Annotated in this window: 13 protein-coding genes and 1 tRNA gene; 3 read left to right on the top strand and 11 right to left on the bottom strand. The window is 63.8% G+C overall.

The features are described 5' to 3' along the window. The first annotated feature begins 94 nt into the window (after positions 1–94). Entirely contained in the window at positions 95–1,660 is a 1,566-nt protein-coding gene (locus tag QP415_RS01565; RefSeq protein WP_285098197.1) for a molybdopterin-dependent oxidoreductase, read from the top strand. A 125-nt stretch (positions 1,661–1,785) separates the two neighbouring features. Here the strand turns inward: QP415_RS01565 and QP415_RS01560 are convergent, their stop codons facing one another. The 9 genes from QP415_RS01560 to QP415_RS01525 form a co-directional block, all read right to left on the bottom strand. After that, a complete protein-coding gene (locus tag QP415_RS01560; protein ID WP_285098195.1) occupies positions 1,786–2,598 on the bottom strand; it encodes a fructosamine kinase family protein in 813 nt (270 codons plus the stop codon). 191 nt (positions 2,599–2,789) lie between these two features. After that, the gene (locus tag QP415_RS01555; protein ID WP_285098193.1) at positions 2,790–4,427 is read right to left on the bottom strand and encodes an ABC-three component system protein; all 1,638 of its coding nucleotides are present in this window, start codon (positions 4,425–4,427) and stop codon (positions 2,790–2,792) included. Positions 4,428–4,476: 49 nt separating this feature from the next. Continuing rightward, entirely contained in the window at positions 4,477–4,731 is a 255-nt protein-coding gene (locus QP415_RS13305) for an ABC-three component system middle component 6 (protein WP_306559427.1), read from the bottom strand. Continuing rightward, a complete protein-coding gene (locus QP415_RS01550; protein WP_285098192.1) occupies positions 4,715–5,668 on the bottom strand; it encodes an ABC-three component system protein in 954 nt (317 codons plus the stop codon). The genes QP415_RS13305 and QP415_RS01550 overlap by 17 nt, the downstream gene beginning before the upstream one ends. 696 nt (positions 5,669–6,364) lie before the next feature. Then, positions 6,365–6,440 (bottom strand) — tRNA-Ala (locus tag QP415_RS01545). A 188-nt stretch (positions 6,441–6,628) separates the two neighbouring features. After that, the gene (locus QP415_RS01540) at positions 6,629–7,609 is read right to left on the bottom strand and encodes a hypothetical protein (RefSeq protein WP_285098190.1); all 981 of its coding nucleotides are present in this window, start codon (positions 7,607–7,609) and stop codon (positions 6,629–6,631) included. A gap of 190 nt (positions 7,610–7,799) precedes the next feature. Continuing rightward, positions 7,800–8,498: a GNAT family N-acetyltransferase gene (locus QP415_RS01535; protein WP_285098188.1), complete on the bottom strand. Its 699-nt coding sequence runs from the start codon at positions 8,496–8,498 to the stop codon at positions 7,800–7,802. Beyond that, positions 8,495–9,721 carry a molybdopterin molybdotransferase MoeA gene (locus QP415_RS01530; protein ID WP_285098186.1) on the bottom strand — a complete coding sequence of 409 codons (1,227 nt, stop codon included), beginning with the start codon at positions 9,719–9,721 and terminating at the stop codon, positions 8,495–8,497. The genes QP415_RS01535 and QP415_RS01530 overlap by 4 nt, the downstream gene beginning before the upstream one ends. A gap of 5 nt (positions 9,722–9,726) precedes the next feature. After that, positions 9,727–10,650, bottom strand: coding sequence for a UTP--glucose-1-phosphate uridylyltransferase (locus tag QP415_RS01525; protein ID WP_016460371.1), 924 nt, complete (start codon positions 10,648–10,650; stop codon positions 9,727–9,729). Between the two features lie 109 nt (positions 10,651–10,759). Here QP415_RS01525 and QP415_RS01520 point away from each other — a divergent pair, with 109 nt between their 5' ends. Continuing rightward, a complete protein-coding gene (locus QP415_RS01520) occupies positions 10,760–11,380 on the top strand; it encodes a 5-formyltetrahydrofolate cyclo-ligase (protein ID WP_285098183.1) in 621 nt (206 codons plus the stop codon). Between the two features lie 291 nt (positions 11,381–11,671). After that, on the top strand, positions 11,672–12,070 hold the full coding sequence (gene mscL, locus QP415_RS01515; protein ID WP_285098181.1) for a large conductance mechanosensitive channel protein MscL: 399 nt from the start codon (positions 11,672–11,674) through the stop codon (positions 12,068–12,070). 258 nt (positions 12,071–12,328) lie between these two features. Here the strand turns inward: mscL and QP415_RS01510 are convergent, their stop codons facing one another. Together QP415_RS01510 and QP415_RS01505 are read right to left on the bottom strand one after the other, a co-directional pair. Beyond that, entirely contained in the window at positions 12,329–12,550 is a 222-nt protein-coding gene (locus tag QP415_RS01510) for a toxin (protein ID WP_285098178.1), read from the bottom strand. Beyond that, on the bottom strand, positions 12,543–16,766 hold the full coding sequence (locus QP415_RS01505; protein ID WP_285098176.1) for a prevent-host-death family protein: 4,224 nt from the start codon (positions 16,764–16,766) through the stop codon (positions 12,543–12,545). The genes QP415_RS01510 and QP415_RS01505 overlap by 8 nt, the downstream gene beginning before the upstream one ends. Positions 16,767–16,784: the final 18 nt, after the last annotated feature.

Raw genomic sequence — 16,784 nt, 5'->3', positions numbered from 1 at the left:
TGCGCTAAAACATGATTTGACAGCTAATTATGCGCGCATTTTCCCTCTAATCTACGAGGCATTCTATCGTTCACGCCACACAGGAGGAACCGCAATGCACGCGCTCGCAGCAATGGCTAGCGCAGCCGGTGCCGTCGACCTCGACACTTTTCCCGCTTGGCTGAGGATCACCCACTTCATCAACTTCATCATGATGGGCTTCCTCATCCGCTCCGGCTGGGAGGTCCTCGCATCGCACCCGCGTCTGTACTGGAACAATCACTGCACGCCCGGATCAGAGTGGCTCAAGTTCACGAAGGACAAGGTGTCGACCGTTCCCGGCGAGTTCACGGCACGCGACGACCAGCGCAACCTCCACCCGCTGATCTCCCTGCCCGGACGCGGACAGATCGGCCTGGGCCGCGCGTGGCACGCACTCGTCACGGCCATCTGGCTCATCAACGGCTTCGTGTACGTCGCCCTCCTCTTCGGGACAGGCCAGTGGCGACGCATCGTCCCCACCTCGTGGTCCATCTTCCCCGAGGCCTGGGAGAGCGCCAAGATCTACATGGGCCTGCAGATCCCCTCCATCGAGCACTTCCAGCCCTATGACGCGCTCCAAAAGCTCATGTACTTCACGGTCGTTTTCATCGTCGCGCCCCTCATGATCGCGACCGGCCCCATCATGTCCCCCACGTTCGCGGGACGCTTCCCGAAGTACGTCAAGCTTTTCCGCAACCGCCAGACGGCCCGCTCCATCCACTTCCTGGGCATGGCCTTCTACTGCTTCTTCGTGGTCATGCACGTCGCTCTCGTGTTCATCGTCCACCCGAAGTACAACATCGCGCACATGATGCTCGGCGAAAACTACGACGACATCTCGGCGGCGCGCTTCGCTCAGGCTGTCACCATGCTGATCATCGGCATCGTTGTCGCCATCGCCCTGTGGATCGGCGCCTCCTACTGGTCCCTGTCGAACCTGCGCCGCACCCAGCGCTGGATCTGGGGTGCCACGCAGCCCATCCGCGCCCTCACGATCGACCGCCTGAAGTCGCGTCAGGTCGCGAAGAAGACCTTCACCGAGGACGACATTTCCCCGTTCCACTGGGTCAACACGCGCCCGCCGACAAAGGAGCAGTCCGAGGAATACATCGCCCTGCGCGAGGACGACTTCAAGAACTTCCGCCTCGAGATCGGAGGCCTGGTCGAAGAGGAGAAGTCTTTCTCCATCGATGAGCTGAAGGCCCTGGGTAAGGTCACGAACATTACGATGCACACCTGCATGCAGGGGTGGACCGGCATCGCGAAGTGGGAGGGTATCCGCCTCAAGGACCTCCTCGAGCAGGTGACGCCCACGGAGGGCGCGCACTACCTGATGGCCACTTCCTTCGGACACGTCGGACACACCTACGATGGGCGCCCGACCGAGCCCTACTACGAGTGCATCGACCCGTCGATGATCGACGACGACGAGTGCATCCTCGCCTGGGGCATGAACGACGAGCCCCTGCCCGAGGTTTACGGCGGCCCCCTGCGTCTGCGCGCCGATTCCCAGCACGGCTACAAGATGGTCAAGTGGGTGCGCCGCCTGGAGTGGATCCACGACTACCACGACGTGGGCGACGGCCAGGGTGGCTCGCGAGAGGATTCGGGTCTGCAGCACTACGACGCTCGCGCCTGATTCCACGCCTTCGAGCGTTGCCGCGCCTCTCTCCTCGTCCCCACGCATGCGCGTGCGGGTTCGCGGAGGGAGGCGCGGTCTTTGTCTGCTGTCTCTGCGCTCGGGCGCGCGCAGGGAGACACGGTCTATGCGTACCTGCAGGCGATCGCCATGGCCTCGGGCACGTAGGAGCGCCCGAAGACCGCGCAGTGGATCATGATGATGTGCATCTGGTGCAGGGCGATGCGCTCGCGCCAGCCGTCCTCCAGGGGTGAAGCCTCGTCGTAGGCGGCGAGGATCCGCTCGTAGTGCGGGCATCCGAAAACCGCGAGCGCAGCGAGGTCCTCCTCGGCGTGACCGCCCTGCGCGGCGGGGTCGATGAGGACGGCACCGCCCGGGGTCCACATGACGTTGCCGCTCCACAGGTCGCCGTGGGTGCGGGCGGCGCCGACGTTGTTCTGGCGCTTTTTCGCATCGTCGACGAGGCTCGGCTGGTCGTGGTCGAGTGCGCCCGATTCGAGGCGCTCGCAGAGCTTGTCGATGAGCGCGCGTTCGGCGGGCGTGAAGGTGCGGTCGTCGGCGTAGGGGGCGATGCGCTCGCGCGCGTAGAAGGCACCCCAGGATTCTTCCGACGACGAGGCCGGGGCCGGACTCGGGCGGTCGGGTAGCGACAGGTGGGCCTCCCCCATCCAGCCATACCCCTCGAAGCCGGGCGGCGGCGCACCCAGGTGGCTGGCTCCGGCGGCGTGCGTCTGGGCGAGGGCGCGGCCGAATTCCTCTGCCGCCCGAGGGGTTGGCGAGACGGAGACCAAGCGGGGCTCCTCAAGCCACGTCGCGCCGTGATCGAGGACGGGCACGACGGCGGCCCCGGGGCCCGAGGCCTCGGCGAGCCACGCGAGCCCCGCAACCTCGTAGGCGATCCGCCCGCGGCGGCTATCCGCTTTCCTGATGGTGTCCATCGTGTGTGGCCTCCTGTCTGCGAGGAAGCTCCAGCGCTCCCCAATTTTCCTCATAAGCAGGCGACGGCTTGACGAAATCCGAGGAAGATCCAAAGAAGAACACTTCACAACTATCTTAAACGTAAAGAATGCAAACAACTAAGACGATTAGCTCATCTCTAATCTAATCGCCAAAACGACCCACACCAGAGCTAAAAGAAACGGAAGCCGAAGAGTCCACCCCCATCTCCAGCATCGGTAAGTTCCGGATCGATGACGTAATTCATCCGATCGAAACCCTCAGCCTCAGCCGCCGCGAGGCGATCAGAGTTAAGTGTCACTATGTATTGGAAGCCATGTGTATCCGCCAACCGTGCGCCAATGTTGAGACAGGAAGCTATTTGCCGATCATCCATAGAATCAAACAACTGACTATCATGCACAAGAATCCTCGGAGCCCGGTGAAGGCGAATCGCTGAGACTAAGCACACAAGGTCCAGGAGGAAGGTCTTGACCCCCTGAATTCCAGCCGAGGCGTCACCATCGATCCTTGGCTCTACTTTAAGTACCCCTCTAGAAGTCGCCTCTATGAGTAGGGAAACACGACGATCACTATAGATCTCTTCACCCAACTGCTGAAATAGCGCAATGGACGACTCAAGAGAATCCTCTCGCTCAGCAATTTCAGCGCGTAGACTGTACTCTACTTCGGATTTCATTGCACGCAGACGTATCCCCGAATCGCTAACTGACTGCACGAGCTCAAGACGCTTTTCCAAATCTGCGACGCGAGCATCCAGGTCAGCAAGCTCCTTTTGCATGCTTCGAAACGTATCTAACGCCATAGATTCCTTGAGTACAGCCATGACGCTTGCTCGATCTTGATCCAATGATTGACGTTTTAAGCTAATCTCTTCAAGACGCTGACTCACTGCAGCAAATTCATTCTCGAGATACATCCGCCTATTACGCACGACGGACGCATGAAAGTCAGCAACCTCAACAAAGCGTCGAAGTGCAGCACCGGGAATGATAATGCCAATCTCTGCATACATCGTTTCCAATTGCCGAGATAGTTCCGCTCCTACAATCGCAGGCCGCTCTTCAGACATGGCAGCTTCGAGATCGGACCTTCGCTTCTCTAACGAAAGGCCCTCATCGTTCAGCTCCCTAATAGCACGACTCAGCTCGTCCGCTCTCACTTGATGGACAGCATACTGTTCATCGACTCTAAATCCCTTAAGACTATACTCCACACGGTCTCGTGTCTTACGCGCCTGAGCCAAGCGAGCACGCAGTTCCGACTCGCTGGCTGTAGTAGACCCAAATACACCATCCGAGATAGCCTTGCGAAGAGCCTTTTGATTCTTTTCCAAAGCAATAATTTCGGCCGCCTTCACTAGGATCTCAGGAGAGAAACCAAGAAGAAAGCCGATTCGCATACCCGACTCCCAATTGCCCTCATTGCGATAGGTTTTTAGCGGATCTTCGAAATAATCACGAGCAAGTTGTCCAAATATTTGAGATACTGTCGGTTTTCTGACTACATCAGAAACACCTAACAAATCCGACAGATCACGCTTCCAGTCTTCAACGCTGATTTGCACAGCATCAATATAAACCTTCGTTTTCGGAGAAACAGGTCTTTCCACTCGATTTATAACACCCGCCCCACAAATGTCAATCTCCGCGCAGAACGAATGAGCAGACAACGCATCCGACTTCAGAATACCAGCTAGCGATCCACCGAGAATATAGCGAAGTATCCTTACGAAACTACTCTTGCCGGCTCCATTCCTACTATCACCGGAAGTAGATTCAACAGTCTTGTCAGCGAGCAGGATATTCATCCCTGGATGAAATTGAAGTGTCTTGAAGCGAAAGTCTGACGAGCCTAATTTATGCAGAAACACAATACCTCACTAACCGTCCATTTTCATCCCATGCAACTACATTAATCGCAAATAACATGGTTATCGCCAGGGCAAACCAGTCGAAACTGATCCCAAAGTTCACGCGATCTTCCTTCAAGGATTCCAAAAATCGTTCCCATAATCCAGTGATGGTCGCAGGCGACTCCAATAGCGAGAGGATTCGTGCACCTATTGTGAGCAACGCGCGCTCAGGCTCAATCCCCTTAGTTGGCAACAACATAAGCTACTTCGCTTCCATCATAAGTGTCTGGCGGTTCCTCAAAGATATCGCACGAGTCAAAGAAATATGCCGTAACCGCATAGACGGCATTCGCCCTCTTCGTAGATAGATCAAAATCTTGGCCACCAAGCGCTCCATAAACTCGTCGAACTATCTCGCGGACATCCGTTGTAGTTCTCCTCGCTTCCTGATAAATGGCACGAAAACGTTGCGCTTTCTCATCGCGCATAGTCGGATCGGACTGTTGAGAAAACCAACGATCGATGCGCACTGATAGAAGCCTCCCCACATTAAATTCCGCTCTCGTAGTCTCCGGAAGTTTATTGAAGTTCATTTTTGTGGACGGGACCGGACGAATAGGCGCATTATTGTCAGGAAACGAGCCGTCCACTTGTTCTAGCGATTGAATCAAGTCCACCAGATCAGCAAGTTCTACATGCCCCACGTGAGGCACCCCAGGGATAACTTCATCCAGCTGTTCAAGGGTTAGCTTCGCAGCAACTTTCTGCCACAGGTCATCGGTCTTCCACAAGTCAATTGTGATCGGACGCGCCGTGTGAGGACCGTGTTGTTTCCGCAACGCTTGGAGACTTTTCATCGGTGCGGGACCAACGGACGCATTGGTAACAAACCGCCAATTCGTGAAGTCATCCCAACATTCAAGCGCGCGCGCGAAGTCAGATTCGAGTTTCTGTTTTGTTTTTTGATCAATTCCAGTTGTAGCCCTCTGCCCATAGCATGCATAGAAAATTGCGCCACTATCAGCGAGACCATCACAACCACCATCACCATAAGAACCCATCGGCGACGGATTTACGAAGTCACTATGAAAACGAGATAAGAGCTCTGTAACATATATCTCAAACGCTTCGCCAGAAGCTTGACATCGTTGGTCATGTTTTGCCTTGTACCAGCTCTTCCAGGCTGAGTCAATCATCGACACACCTTCTTCCTGCGCCCGCCTCAATCAGTTGGCCAACGAGGTTCCTACGCGTCGAAGCACGTAGCTTACCCGTCGAGTCTAACAGCCCGACCCGTGCAAATCAGTGACAATCACAGCTTGTTTCACAGCTGGAAAATGTGCCCATCGTAGAAATATACAAGGATATACAGCCATATAGACCTGCTAGATTCACGGTGGAACCACTCCCTGCAACCACTAGCCCGATGCACTGAGACATATATCCGTCCGGAGCGCAAACCCGTTCATTGCAGCGGCGGGTGAGCAAAACATGTGATCCCTCACCACCATTCCGCCCGATCGGGGTGATGCTAACTATCCAATGTGTCTTGTTCCGATACTGGAGGGAAGCGTAGAGAGTTGTCGGGCATCGAGACAAAGTATCATATTGATCTGCTTACCAGGCGTTGCCGATACGGACGGATACAGAGAGCCCTGAGGGCCAGGCTGCGGTGCCCGTGGTCGGCGGCGGGGCCTGGCCGGGCTTCGCGGCGACGCGCCGAGCGAAGCTCGCGGCGCAGACGGCTCGCGGGCGGGCCGCCGCCCACCGGCACACACAGCGGCCCGGCAGGCGCCCCGAACACCAGCGGCACCAATCAACACAACAACAGGCACCGCACGAACGCGCCCAGGCATACAAAAAACCGACATCCGCGATCGGATGTCGGCCTGTGGTGGAGCTAGGGGGATTCGAACCCCCGACCTTCTCATTGCGAACGAGACGCGCTACCAACTGCGCCATAGCCCCAAGGACTCACACAGCTTAGCACCATGCCCATCAGCCTTGCAAGCCGACCACCGCCGCGTGCGGCATGACACGGAGCGGGAACGGAAGATGGCGACGTGCGCGTGTACTCCTGCCGTTCCCAAAGCCCACACATGCGACCGCGCCGCGAGCCCGAAGGCCCGCGGCGCGGCATCACAACGATTCGGCTATTACTGGGCGCGGCGCGCGTCCAGGACGGCATCCAGGTCGAGGGCGACGGCCTGGTCTGCGACGACCTCGGCGGTGGAGCGGGCCCCCACCTGGGCGGTCTGGGCGATCGGGCGAGCCGGAACAGCCGCGCCGATGCGCGGGATGCCGCGCAGGTCGGTGTCGGCGTGAACGATGCGGCCGCGAACACGCTCGCGCGACGCGTAGGTCGGGGCAGGAACGGGGACGACGGTCCAGGCGCGTGCGGGAGTGTCAGCGACCTCGACGATCTCGGGGACGTCGACGTTGAAGACGAGGGAGGGAACGGATCCGGTCTGAGGCGCGACATCTGAAGCCGCAGTGTCCTCCGCGGCTTCCTCGGATGAAGAAGAGGCGCGCTCGGCGGAGGCGGGGGCGGGGGCCGCAGCGGTGGGTCGACCGGCACCACGAACGTCGCCGCGAAGCTTGGTGAGTAGTTCGAGCTCGCGCTCGGATGCCTGCTGGGAGCGGACGGCGGCAACACGAGAGGCGCCGAGCGAGGCCACGAGCGCGGCGGCCGGGATGGCGATCCACGCCCACGCGATGGAGGTCGCTGCGATCACGATGCCGAGGGCGACGGTCGCGAGGGCGCAGATGCCGGTGATGACCATGCGGCGGCGCGCGGCAGCATTTTCGGCGGCGATGCGTGCGGCGCGGCGGGCGCGCAGCTTAGCGATGTCGCGGACCGCCTTGTTGTTGCGTCGGTCGATGACGGGGCGGCTACGTCCCGTGGTGCCCTGGTGCATGCTGCCTCCGCTCGTGAGTGCGCGCCCGGCCAGGATGGTTCCGCTGGCGTGGTCGCACGTCTCTAATTCTGTCTCATTCGTGTGGATGATGCGCAGTTTCGGCGAAAAACGGTCGATTTCGCGAGACTGGACGATAGCTGTTCGGCGCGCGACGAGTGACGGTACGGTCGCAAAAAGCGCGACGAATACCGCGACGATGACGAGTCCACCGATCTCCACCCTCTCAACGTACGGGCGTTTGACGCGTCGCGCTTTGTGTGTTGGGCGCGTGTCGGGCTCTCAAACCTTTCGGTAAAAAGAGAAGTATCCTCAGGTGTCACACTTGTAACACCAGCATCATTCACACCAAGCAGGACAACACGGGAACACGCTCACAACCAGCGCATCAGCCCACGAGCAGGCGAGCTCGTCAGTCGATCGCGCTGCGCCCCCACCGCCGCTGCACGAGCCCTCCCTCGGGCAGGGACTCGGTGTCAATAAAGAACGCGATATGGTCGGCCCACTGGCCACCGATGTGCATAAACCGGGGTCGTAGCCCCTCCTCCACGAGGCCGAGGCCTCGGCACACCCCCAGGGACCGCTCATTCTCGGGGCGCACACAGACTTCGACGCGATGCAGACCGAGCTCCCCGACGACGAGGTCCAGGACGAGGGCAGCGACGAGGGAACCCAGGCCTCGGCCCGCCCACTCCGAGACGATCCAGTAGCCGAGCATGCCCGAGGACATCGCACCCCAATGGACGTTCGAGATCGAGAATTGACCCACGTAACGCCCGTCGATCTGCACGCCGAAAATCAGCGCATTGCCGAGGCGCTGATCGCGGTCGGCGCGATGCACGTACTGTGAGAACGTCGGGATGTGCTCGAGGGTATCCGGCGGCAGGGTCGCCTCCCACGGCCGCAACCAGTGCCCATCGGTGCGGCGCACGGTATCGAGGGCGCGGTGCTCTTCGCCGCGCACGGGACGCACGACGAGTTCGCGCGGCCGAGGATTCGACTCGGGCCCAGAGCGCAGGAAGCCGCGGCCGACCGGGTCGGGAACGCGCAGCGTGAGCATCTCAATGTCGCGCCCCCACACGCACGTGCGGCGGCGGAAAAAACACCTCATTCGAGGACCAGGCACTGGAGGCTATCCCCCGCGCGCACCGTCGTCACGTCCTCGGGCACGACCGCGAGAGCGTTCGAGTCCGCGAGCGCGGACAGCAGCAACGAGGCCGGGGTGCCCATGACAGCGGCGTTGTAGCCGGAGCGGGGCGAGCCGGTGAGGCGCACGCGCACGAACTCGCGGCGGCCGCGCGGGGAGTACCAGGATCGGTCGATGGCGGCGCGCACGACGGGGCGGTTCACAGCACTCCATCCCTGCATGTGGCGCAGGGCGGGGCGGACGAAGACCTCGAAGCAGACCTGGGCGGAGACCGGGTCGCCGGGCAGGCAGACGATGGGAGTGCCGGGCTGGCCGTCCTCGGCGCCGACGGTACCCACACCCATGATGTGGCCGGGCCAGGCGGCGACGTTGTCGAAGCGGACCGTACCGAGCGCCCCGAGGACCTCGCGCACGGTGTCGCCGCTGCCGTAGGAGATGCCGCCGGTCGTCAGGATCAGGTCCGCGCGCACCAGCTGATCCTCGATGGTCTCGCGCAGGCGGGCACGCTCGTCCGGGACGGCGGCGACACGGAAAGTCTGAGCTCCAGCATCCGCGACGGCGGTCGACAGCGCGTGGCCGTTCGCGTCGAAGACGGTGCCGGGACGGGCCTCGCCGCCGGGCTCGACGATCTCGTCGCCGATCGAGATGATGACGACGCGCGGGCGCGGGTGGACCAGGACGCGGTCGCGGCCCACGCCTGCGAGGAGCGCCATCTGGCGGGCGCCGATACGCGTGCCGGCGCGCAGCACCGTCTCACCCTGGGCGACGTCCTCCGCACGGCGGCGAATGTTCTCACCGCTGGCGGGGGCGGTGCGCAGGGCGACCTGAGCGATGCCGTGGTCCGTGAATTCGAGGGAGACCACGGCCTCGGCGCCCGTGGGCATGGGCGCGCCGGACGCGATGCGGATTGCCGTGCCGGGGACCAGGGCGGCCGGGTCGACCGCGCCGGCACGGATCTCCTCGGTGACGGGAAGCGTCACCGGCATCTCCAGGGTTGCTCCCTCGCAGTCGCGAACGCGAACCGCGTATCCGTCGCACGCCGACAGGTCGGCGACCGGGAGATTGAAGGGAGCCTGCACGTCCTCTGCGAGCACGCAGCTGACCGCGTCAGCGAGCTGAACGTCGAGCGGAGGCAGCGCGTGGGCAACGGCCATGCAGTCCTGGTAGAAGTCGGCAACGCTTCGCATAGTTGTTAGTCCTCGAGCTTGGAGCGCAGGAACTCCTTGAGTTCCGCTCCAAGCGCCGGGTCCTCAAGGGCGAGCGTGACGTTAGCTTCGAGGTAGCCGAGTTTGTCCCCGGTGTCGAAGCGTCGCTCGTCGATGACTACACCGTACAACCCTCCACCCTCTTCTTCGGGGAGGTCGATCATGCGCGCGTACCCATCTGTGAGCTGATACTCACCGCCGGCGCCTGGTTCGATGTTCTCGAGGGCCGTGAACACGGCCGGGTCGAGCAGGTAGCGGCCAACGACCGCGTACTCGGACTTGACCTCCTCGAGCGGGGGCTTTTCGGTGACGTCGGTGATGCGCATGAGCTGGCCCTCTTCGAGGTCAACACCCTCGGGGATCGGCAGGACCTCGACGGCGGTCGACGCGTAGGCGGTGGCCTGCTCGGGCGTGACCTTCAGCAGGGCGACGACGGTGCCGCCCAGGGCTCCTCGCACCTGGATCATCTTGCGCAGCAGCTGCGAGCCGGGTTCCATGAGGTCGTCGGGCAGCAGCACAGCGCAGGGGGCGTCGCCCACGTGCGACTTGGCCTGAAGGATCGCGTGGCCGAGGCCGAGGGGGTGTCCCTGGCGCACGGAATGGACACGCGCGTACTTCTTGTACTCGTTGACGTATTCGAGGGCCTTCTCCTTGCCGGCCTTCTCCAGGTCGGCCTCGAGGCCGGGTTCGGCGTCGAAGTAGTCTTCGATTGACTGCTTGCCGGCGCGGGTCACGAACAGGATGTCTTCGATGCCGGCATCCGTGGCCTCGCGAACGATGTACTCGATCGAGGGGCGGTCGACGACGGGGAGCATTTCCTTGGGGACGGACTTCGTGATGGGCAGGAAGCGGGTTCCGCGACCGGCCGAGGGGACGACGGCGTGCACTACTGGCTGGTTTTTATCTGACATACTTCACAGCGTAGCGAAGAAACGGGACGAAAGGGAGACGATGGCCACAAAAACAACTCTCCGCGCGGAGGTACGTAGCCGCCGCCGCGCTCGACGCGCCCAGGCCCCTATGTTCGAATCCCTCACAGGTTCCGCCGCCAGAACTGCGCCCACCCCATCCAAGTCCCCGCTCTCCCCGGAGCCCGTCCCCTCCCCCATTCCCGTGCGCAACCGTACCGAAGCGGAAGGAATCGCTCGCCAGGTTCGCGCCCTGGCCTCGTCAATCGGAGGAGTCGCCCTGCCCGCGCTCTTCGTCCCCACCCCCCTCGAGCCCGACTTGTCCCTGACGCTCGGGGCCTTCGATCGCGCGCTCCTGCCCATCCTCATCGACGAGGCCGGCGCCCCCTACCGCTCCCCTCGCTGGGGCCTGTGGGAGGCGGGGCACGCGTTGGTGACGCCGTCGCGGCCTCCCGCCCAGCCGTGCGGTGGGGCAATGGGGGCGGAGTCGCTCACAGAGGCGGATCTGATCGTCATTCCGGCGTTAGCTGCATCCTCGGACGGAGCGCGCCTCGGGCAGGGCGGGGGCTGGTACGACCGAGCCCTCTTACACCGCTCACCCGGTGTCGCGGTCGTTTCGGTGGTTTTCGACGACGAGGTGCTGGAATCCGGAGTAATTCCCACGGAGGCGCACGACGTGCCCATCGATGCGATCATCACGCCGACACGCACGATCGCAGCAAACGCCCGATAGGCGTTTTTCCAGTGTTTTTCCTGTTAACAGCAACGCCAACGGCCGTTTGTCACATACCTCTCACACCGGACTTTTCGGCCTAAATCCACACCTCGCTGACCGAATTGCAAAAAGTGCGACGAACATTACTCCCTAATCACTGTTCGTAAGACGAAAGTCCCCACTAGTGTTTTCCACGGTAAACGTGCGCCAAACACGCGCACGCCCCGGCGGCAACAGACCGCCACGCCGAGATGCATCGGCGATTCAGACTTGTCGGCCCAGCCGACCCCTTTCACTACAGGAGAACCCATGCTCAAGGGATTCAAGGACTTCATCTCGCGCGGCAACGTCGTCGAGCTCGCCGTCGGTGTCATCATCGGTGCCGCCTTCAAGAACATCGTCGACGCCCTGGTCGACGGCATCATCAACCCGCTGATCGCGGCCGTCATCGGCAAGCCCGATTTCTCGGATGCCTTCATCCTGACCCTGAACGGTACCGACGTGAAGTTCGGCCTGCTGATCACCGCCGTCATCAACTTCATCGTCATGGCCTTCGCGATCTACTTCTGCATCGTTGTGCCCATGAACGCCCTCAACGCTCGCCGCAAGAAGGCTGAGGACGAGGCTCCCGAGGCCGAGGTCTCCGACGAGGTCAAGCTCCTCACGGAGATCCGCGACGCGCTCGCCCAGGGCACGCCGCGCCACTGAGCATCTAATCCCTCTTCCTGAGGGACGGCGGGGCCGATGCGCATCGGCCCCGCCTTTTTGTATCCCCGCGACACTGCGCAACGGCGCGCCCCTGATTTCGCATGCAATTCGTCTACCCGAACTTTCAGCCACCCCGACAAACGTTGAAATTGCAACGCCTATATTTCAAAGCATGAAAAGTTGACAGGGAAATTGCATGCGACATTACCGGGAAATCACGCATCGGATCGACGCCAAGTGCGGCTCGCGGCACGGACCCTACGCCCGCGCTTGGGAGTGGGGCGGCACGTTCTCAAGCAACCGCGCGTCGTTGGCCCCGTCCCCACGGTCGGGGGCATCAGCCATGGAACCGGGGCGCGTGTCCTCGGGGCGCACGCGATCCTCCCAGGAGGGCGGCAGGCCTTCAGCGATAAGGTGGCGATCCACGTCGGACACGTAGCGGGCGACGCGCCGACGTTTACGCGGCGTCGCCTCACTCATCGGAGGATTCCTCAGCCGCCACGTCCTCGGAGGCCGAGGCCTCACCGGTCTCCTGCGCGGCCGCGGGCTTCGTGCGGCGCACGACGTTGCCGAGGACCGCGTCGGACTGGAAGCCACGGCGCGTGATGCCCAGGGCCTCGCGCAGCTCTTCGGCGGTCTCCAGGTCGGTGCGCTCCACCCCGTCGGATCGTACCCAGGCGGCCATCTCGTCGAGCTGATCGTCGGAGTAGGCGGCCAGCGGGAGGCCCTTGGCGATCGCGGGGCGAGGCCCGCGGTTCTCCTCGGAGGCGCGCTCCTTGCGCTTGATGGCCAGCAGCATGCCGGTGGTGTCCTCGTCGGCCTTCTTGCGGCGCTTGGATTCCTCGTCGAGGCCGTCGTCCAGCATCGGCATGCGCGGGGCCGCGGGCTCCTCGGCACCGCCCTCCGATTCCTCCGATTCCTCCGAACCCGACGTGGGCTCAGCACCCGACGTCGGCTCAGCCGACGACGCTTCTTCCACGCGTTCGTCCGCGGCCTCGTCATCCTCGACGCGCTCCGGGACGGCGACGACGGGCTCATCCTGGGTGGCGTGCAGCTTCTCGAGGGCGTCGAGGACGCTATCCACGATCGCGGAGGCTTCCTTCTCGGGGTCGATGAACAGCGCCATCGACAGGGCGGTGTAGACGGCCCAGCCCTGGGCTTCGAGCCAACGGGGACGGGCGCGGTCGCGCACGCGCTGGCTGGGCTCGGCCAGGTATTCCTCGTCGTCGGTGAGGACGGCGAGCAGCAGGCGTCCCGGGGAGTCCGGGTGCCCGATGGCCAGGGGGATGCACATGCCGCCGGGGATACCGACGTTGGCGACGACTTCGAGGCCACGCGAGTACAGGTGCTCGGCGAGGTCGACGAGCAGACGGTCCGGCTCGCCAGCCAGGACCGGCCACGCGTCCATGCCTTCTCCGGCGTGCCCCTCCGCGATTTCGATGAGGTCCACGAGCATCCGCGCGCCCGCGTGTCCCAGGCGATCACGGTCGATCTCCTCGCTGTGAAGCGAGCAGACGAGGGTGAGGTCGCCGCGCACGGCGCGCAGAATCTCGGCCAGGGTGTCTGCGCCGCTCTCGGTGGACAGGACACCGAAATCGTGGATGACGCGCCCGTGCGGCGTCTTCGCGAAGCCCACGGACACGATGAGCGATTCGCGGGTGAGACCCACGGCCTGCGAGGGGCCGACGACGACGAAGGGTTCGGGCGTCGCCGGGTCAAAGAACGAGGCCAGGCCGGGTTCCTCGGCGCGCACCGTCTCCAGGGCGTCGCGAATGCGCCCGGCGTGGCGGTCGGATAGGGCGACGACGGCGAGGGAGCGTTCGGGCGATTCCACCGCGTGTTCGATGACGGCATCGACGACGGCACGCACCTCGGCGGCTGTCGATTCGATGGCGTGCGCGCCGGGGGCGGGCATGCCCGTCGCCTCAACCCAGCGGGCGCTCACGGGTGCATTCGAGGCCGTCCACGGCACGGGAATGCCGGCGTGCTCATAGCCGTAGCGGGCCAGCAGCAGGGCGACCTGGTCGTTGAGGCGGCGCGGTCCGGGTTCGACGTGCAGGACCGGGAGGACGCCAGCGAGTTCGCGGGTCGCGCCACCCTCCGAGGCCGCTGCCAGATCGTCAATGACGACCAGCTGGTGGCCGCGGGCAATAATCGGCGCAAGCTCGGCCAGGGGCAGTCCGTCCGCACCGTCGAGCACGACGATATCGACGGTGCGTCCCGTGGGAGCCAGGGTGGGCACCATCGAGGGAACCGTCATCAACACGGGTAGCAGGTGTCGCACGAGAGGGTAGGTGACCAGCAGATCCAGGTCGCTGGGCACTTTCCCGTCGGCAAGGAGTTCACGCAGCTCCTCGTACTGGCTCGGACGCGCCGCGAGGGCGTTCGTGCGGATCCTTCGCACGCCCGTGATGGCCTGCGGGATGAGCGAGGCCACCTGCTCTTCGTCCAGTTCACGCCCCTCGCGGGCCAGGTCCTCAAGCGCGCCGGGATCGACGCCGCCGAGCGCGGGCTGTGCGGCGAGCATGGCGCGCAGCAACGAGGCCCACCACGCGAGGTCGAGCTCGGTGTCGATGGCGCTGTCCTCGACGTGCCGGTCGGCGAGGTCCTGGGCCAGCTTGTCGAGGCCTCGGGCGGCGAGGCGCTCACGCATCGCGAGGCGGGCCGGGACCTCGCGCGCCGCCGAGGTGTCGCCCGCCCACCGCTCGATGAGGGTCGTGAGGCGTTGCAGGTGGGTGCCCACCAGGTCGGGTTCTTCGGCGACGAACACGGGGGCGATCGCGTCAAGGTCGTCGCGCACAGCATCGGTGAGGGCCGAGATCTCGCCGATCTTCGCGGGAAGGATCGGCCAGGAATCCTCGCCGCACACCGCACACCATGCGTCGCGGCGCTCCTGGACGCGGATGAGAGCGCGGTGCAGGTCGGGCACGTGCACGCCGGGGCGCACGAGGTCCTGGGCCTGCTTGACGAGGCGGTTGCGTTCCGAGCGGCTCATCGAAATGTCGTGGTCTTTGCGCCACTGCTTGGGGGCGGTCGCGATGACCATGTCGGCCGCACTGCGTTCGAACACGCGGGGCTGGAACACATCGAGGACGTCCGCGATGCCGTCGAACATGGCGAGCTGGCGGTCCCACTGAGCCAGGGTGCCGGCGGGCTTGATACCGGCCTCGCCCGCTACTGTGGCGATGTGGACGCGCAGTTCGGGGAGCGTCTTGGCCAGGCGGTCAACGCGCAGCAGCACGTCGGACGCCTGCTCGTCAGAGGTGAGGACCGCGTTACCCCACGCGGAGGATGAGCCCCCCGAGAGGGTGCCTGATGCGAGGGCTTCGCGCAGGAGTGCGCGGGCGCTCTCGCCCTGATCGACGGCAATCTCGTAGAGGGTTTCCTCGGAGAGGCGTACGCGCGTGGTGGGCGCGTTCTCACCGCTCGTCAGGTCGGTGAGGGCGCGCAGCGCATCGGCGGCGCAGACGCCAAAGCGGCCGTAGGGCTCGTGGAGGGCGATCGCGTAGGACGACAGGGCGGCGCGAACCTGACGCAGGCGTGCGCGCATGGCGTCGACGCTCTCCTGGTCGACGACCGGAGCGGTGTCCTCCATGGCGCTCGACACGCGGGCCGCGAGGGTGCGGCGTGCATCCGAGTAGCCGTCGATGTTCGCGACGATGTCGGCCAACCCGAGGTCGGACAGTCGCGTATATGCGGCAATTGAGCGCGAGGGCGAGGTCGACACGTGCAGGACGGAGCGACCGGTTGCCGCGGCGTCGGCGAGGATCGCTGCCACGACCGAGGCGTCGTCACTGTGGGCAGGAATATCAACGAAAACACTGTGCCCCTCGGAGGCTGCCTCGACGGCATCCTGCTGGACGGGGATGAGGTCACCGACGCCTTTTTCTGCCCACGGGTCACGGTCTGCCGGGTTCGGTTCGTGCGCCTGCGCGATCAGGTCGTTGCGAGCGTCCTGGTCTCCTGCGAGCGCACGGATCACCTGGGAGTCTTCGAGTGCCGTGACGTCTTCGGCCAGGCTGGCAGCGAGGGCGGTGGCGGGGTGGCAGAAGAGGCCGATGACGAGCTCATCGCGGATATCGAAGCGCGGCAGCGCGGAGCACAGCTCGCGTAGGACGTTCATCGCCTGTGAGGAGGAGAAACCGTGGGTTCCGCTGGCTGTGGCCAGCACGGTCTCGCCGTCTGCGTCGACCCCGTGGGCGCGCAGTGCGTCGGCCAGTTCGGGGGCGAGGATCGCGCCTCGTCCCAGGGCGATGAGGACGTCGTCGTCGCGTCGCACGAGGCGCACCGGGCGCAGCAGGGCGGGGACGGTGGTGGTGTCCATGCCGCTGCCCCACGTGGCGGTGCCGATCCCCAGGTGGATGGGGCCGGTGCCGTGTGCGGACGCACGCTGCTCGGAGCGGGCGATGAGTGCTCGCGCCCAATCGAGGGCGCGACCGAGGGCGATGGGTTCGCGGATGAGCAGGCTCAGTCGGACGGGATGTTCCGTGTACAGCTGGGCGAGGCCTCCGGGGTGTGCGCCGGACAGGGACAGCGTCGGCAGCGATGCACTGTCGGCGGCAATGTCACGGTCGAGGCGCGAACGCCACGCCTCGCGCGCAGTGCCGACGAGGGTGGTCGGGTGCGTCGAGGTGGACGAGGCTGAGGTGGCCTCGGGCTCGGGGGCGGAACGTCGCGAAAAGATACTAGGAACCACGTTTTAACCCTACGGCAG

The sequence above is a fragment of the Pauljensenia sp. UMB3104 genome (assembly GCF_030217285.1).
Classification (GTDB): Bacteria; Actinomycetota; Actinomycetes; order Actinomycetales; family Actinomycetaceae; genus Pauljensenia.
The sequence above is the reverse complement of the archived record's forward strand: the minus strand, read 5'-3'. Positions and strand labels throughout refer to the sequence as shown.

Excerpts from the sequence above, each read along its gene's own strand:
- QP415_RS01565 (WP_285098197.1), top strand. The coding sequence starts at position 95 with ATGCACGCGCTCGCAGCAATGGCTAGCGCAGCCGGTGCCGTCGACCTC.
- QP415_RS01560 (WP_285098195.1), bottom strand. The coding sequence starts at position 2,598 with ATGGACACCATCAGGAAAGCGGATAGCCGCCGCGGGCGGATCGCCTAC.
- QP415_RS01555 (WP_285098193.1), bottom strand. The coding sequence starts at position 4,427 with ATGAATATCCTGCTCGCTGACAAGACTGTTGAATCTACTTCCGGTGAT.
- QP415_RS13305 (WP_306559427.1), bottom strand. The coding sequence starts at position 4,731 with ATGTTGTTGCCAACTAAGGGGATTGAGCCTGAGCGCGCGTTGCTCACA.
- QP415_RS01550 (WP_285098192.1), bottom strand. The coding sequence starts at position 5,668 with ATGATTGACTCAGCCTGGAAGAGCTGGTACAAGGCAAAACATGACCAA.
- QP415_RS01535 (WP_285098188.1), bottom strand. The coding sequence starts at position 8,498 with ATGAGGTGTTTTTTCCGCCGCCGCACGTGCGTGTGGGGGCGCGACATT.
- QP415_RS01530 (WP_285098186.1), bottom strand. The coding sequence starts at position 9,721 with ATGCGAAGCGTTGCCGACTTCTACCAGGACTGCATGGCCGTTGCCCAC.
- QP415_RS01525 (WP_016460371.1), bottom strand. The coding sequence starts at position 10,650 with ATGTCAGATAAAAACCAGCCAGTAGTGCACGCCGTCGTCCCCTCGGCC.
- QP415_RS01520 (WP_285098183.1), top strand. The coding sequence starts at position 10,760 with ATGTTCGAATCCCTCACAGGTTCCGCCGCCAGAACTGCGCCCACCCCA.
- mscL (WP_285098181.1), top strand. The coding sequence starts at position 11,672 with ATGCTCAAGGGATTCAAGGACTTCATCTCGCGCGGCAACGTCGTCGAG.
- QP415_RS01510 (WP_285098178.1), bottom strand. The coding sequence starts at position 12,550 with ATGAGTGAGGCGACGCCGCGTAAACGTCGGCGCGTCGCCCGCTACGTG.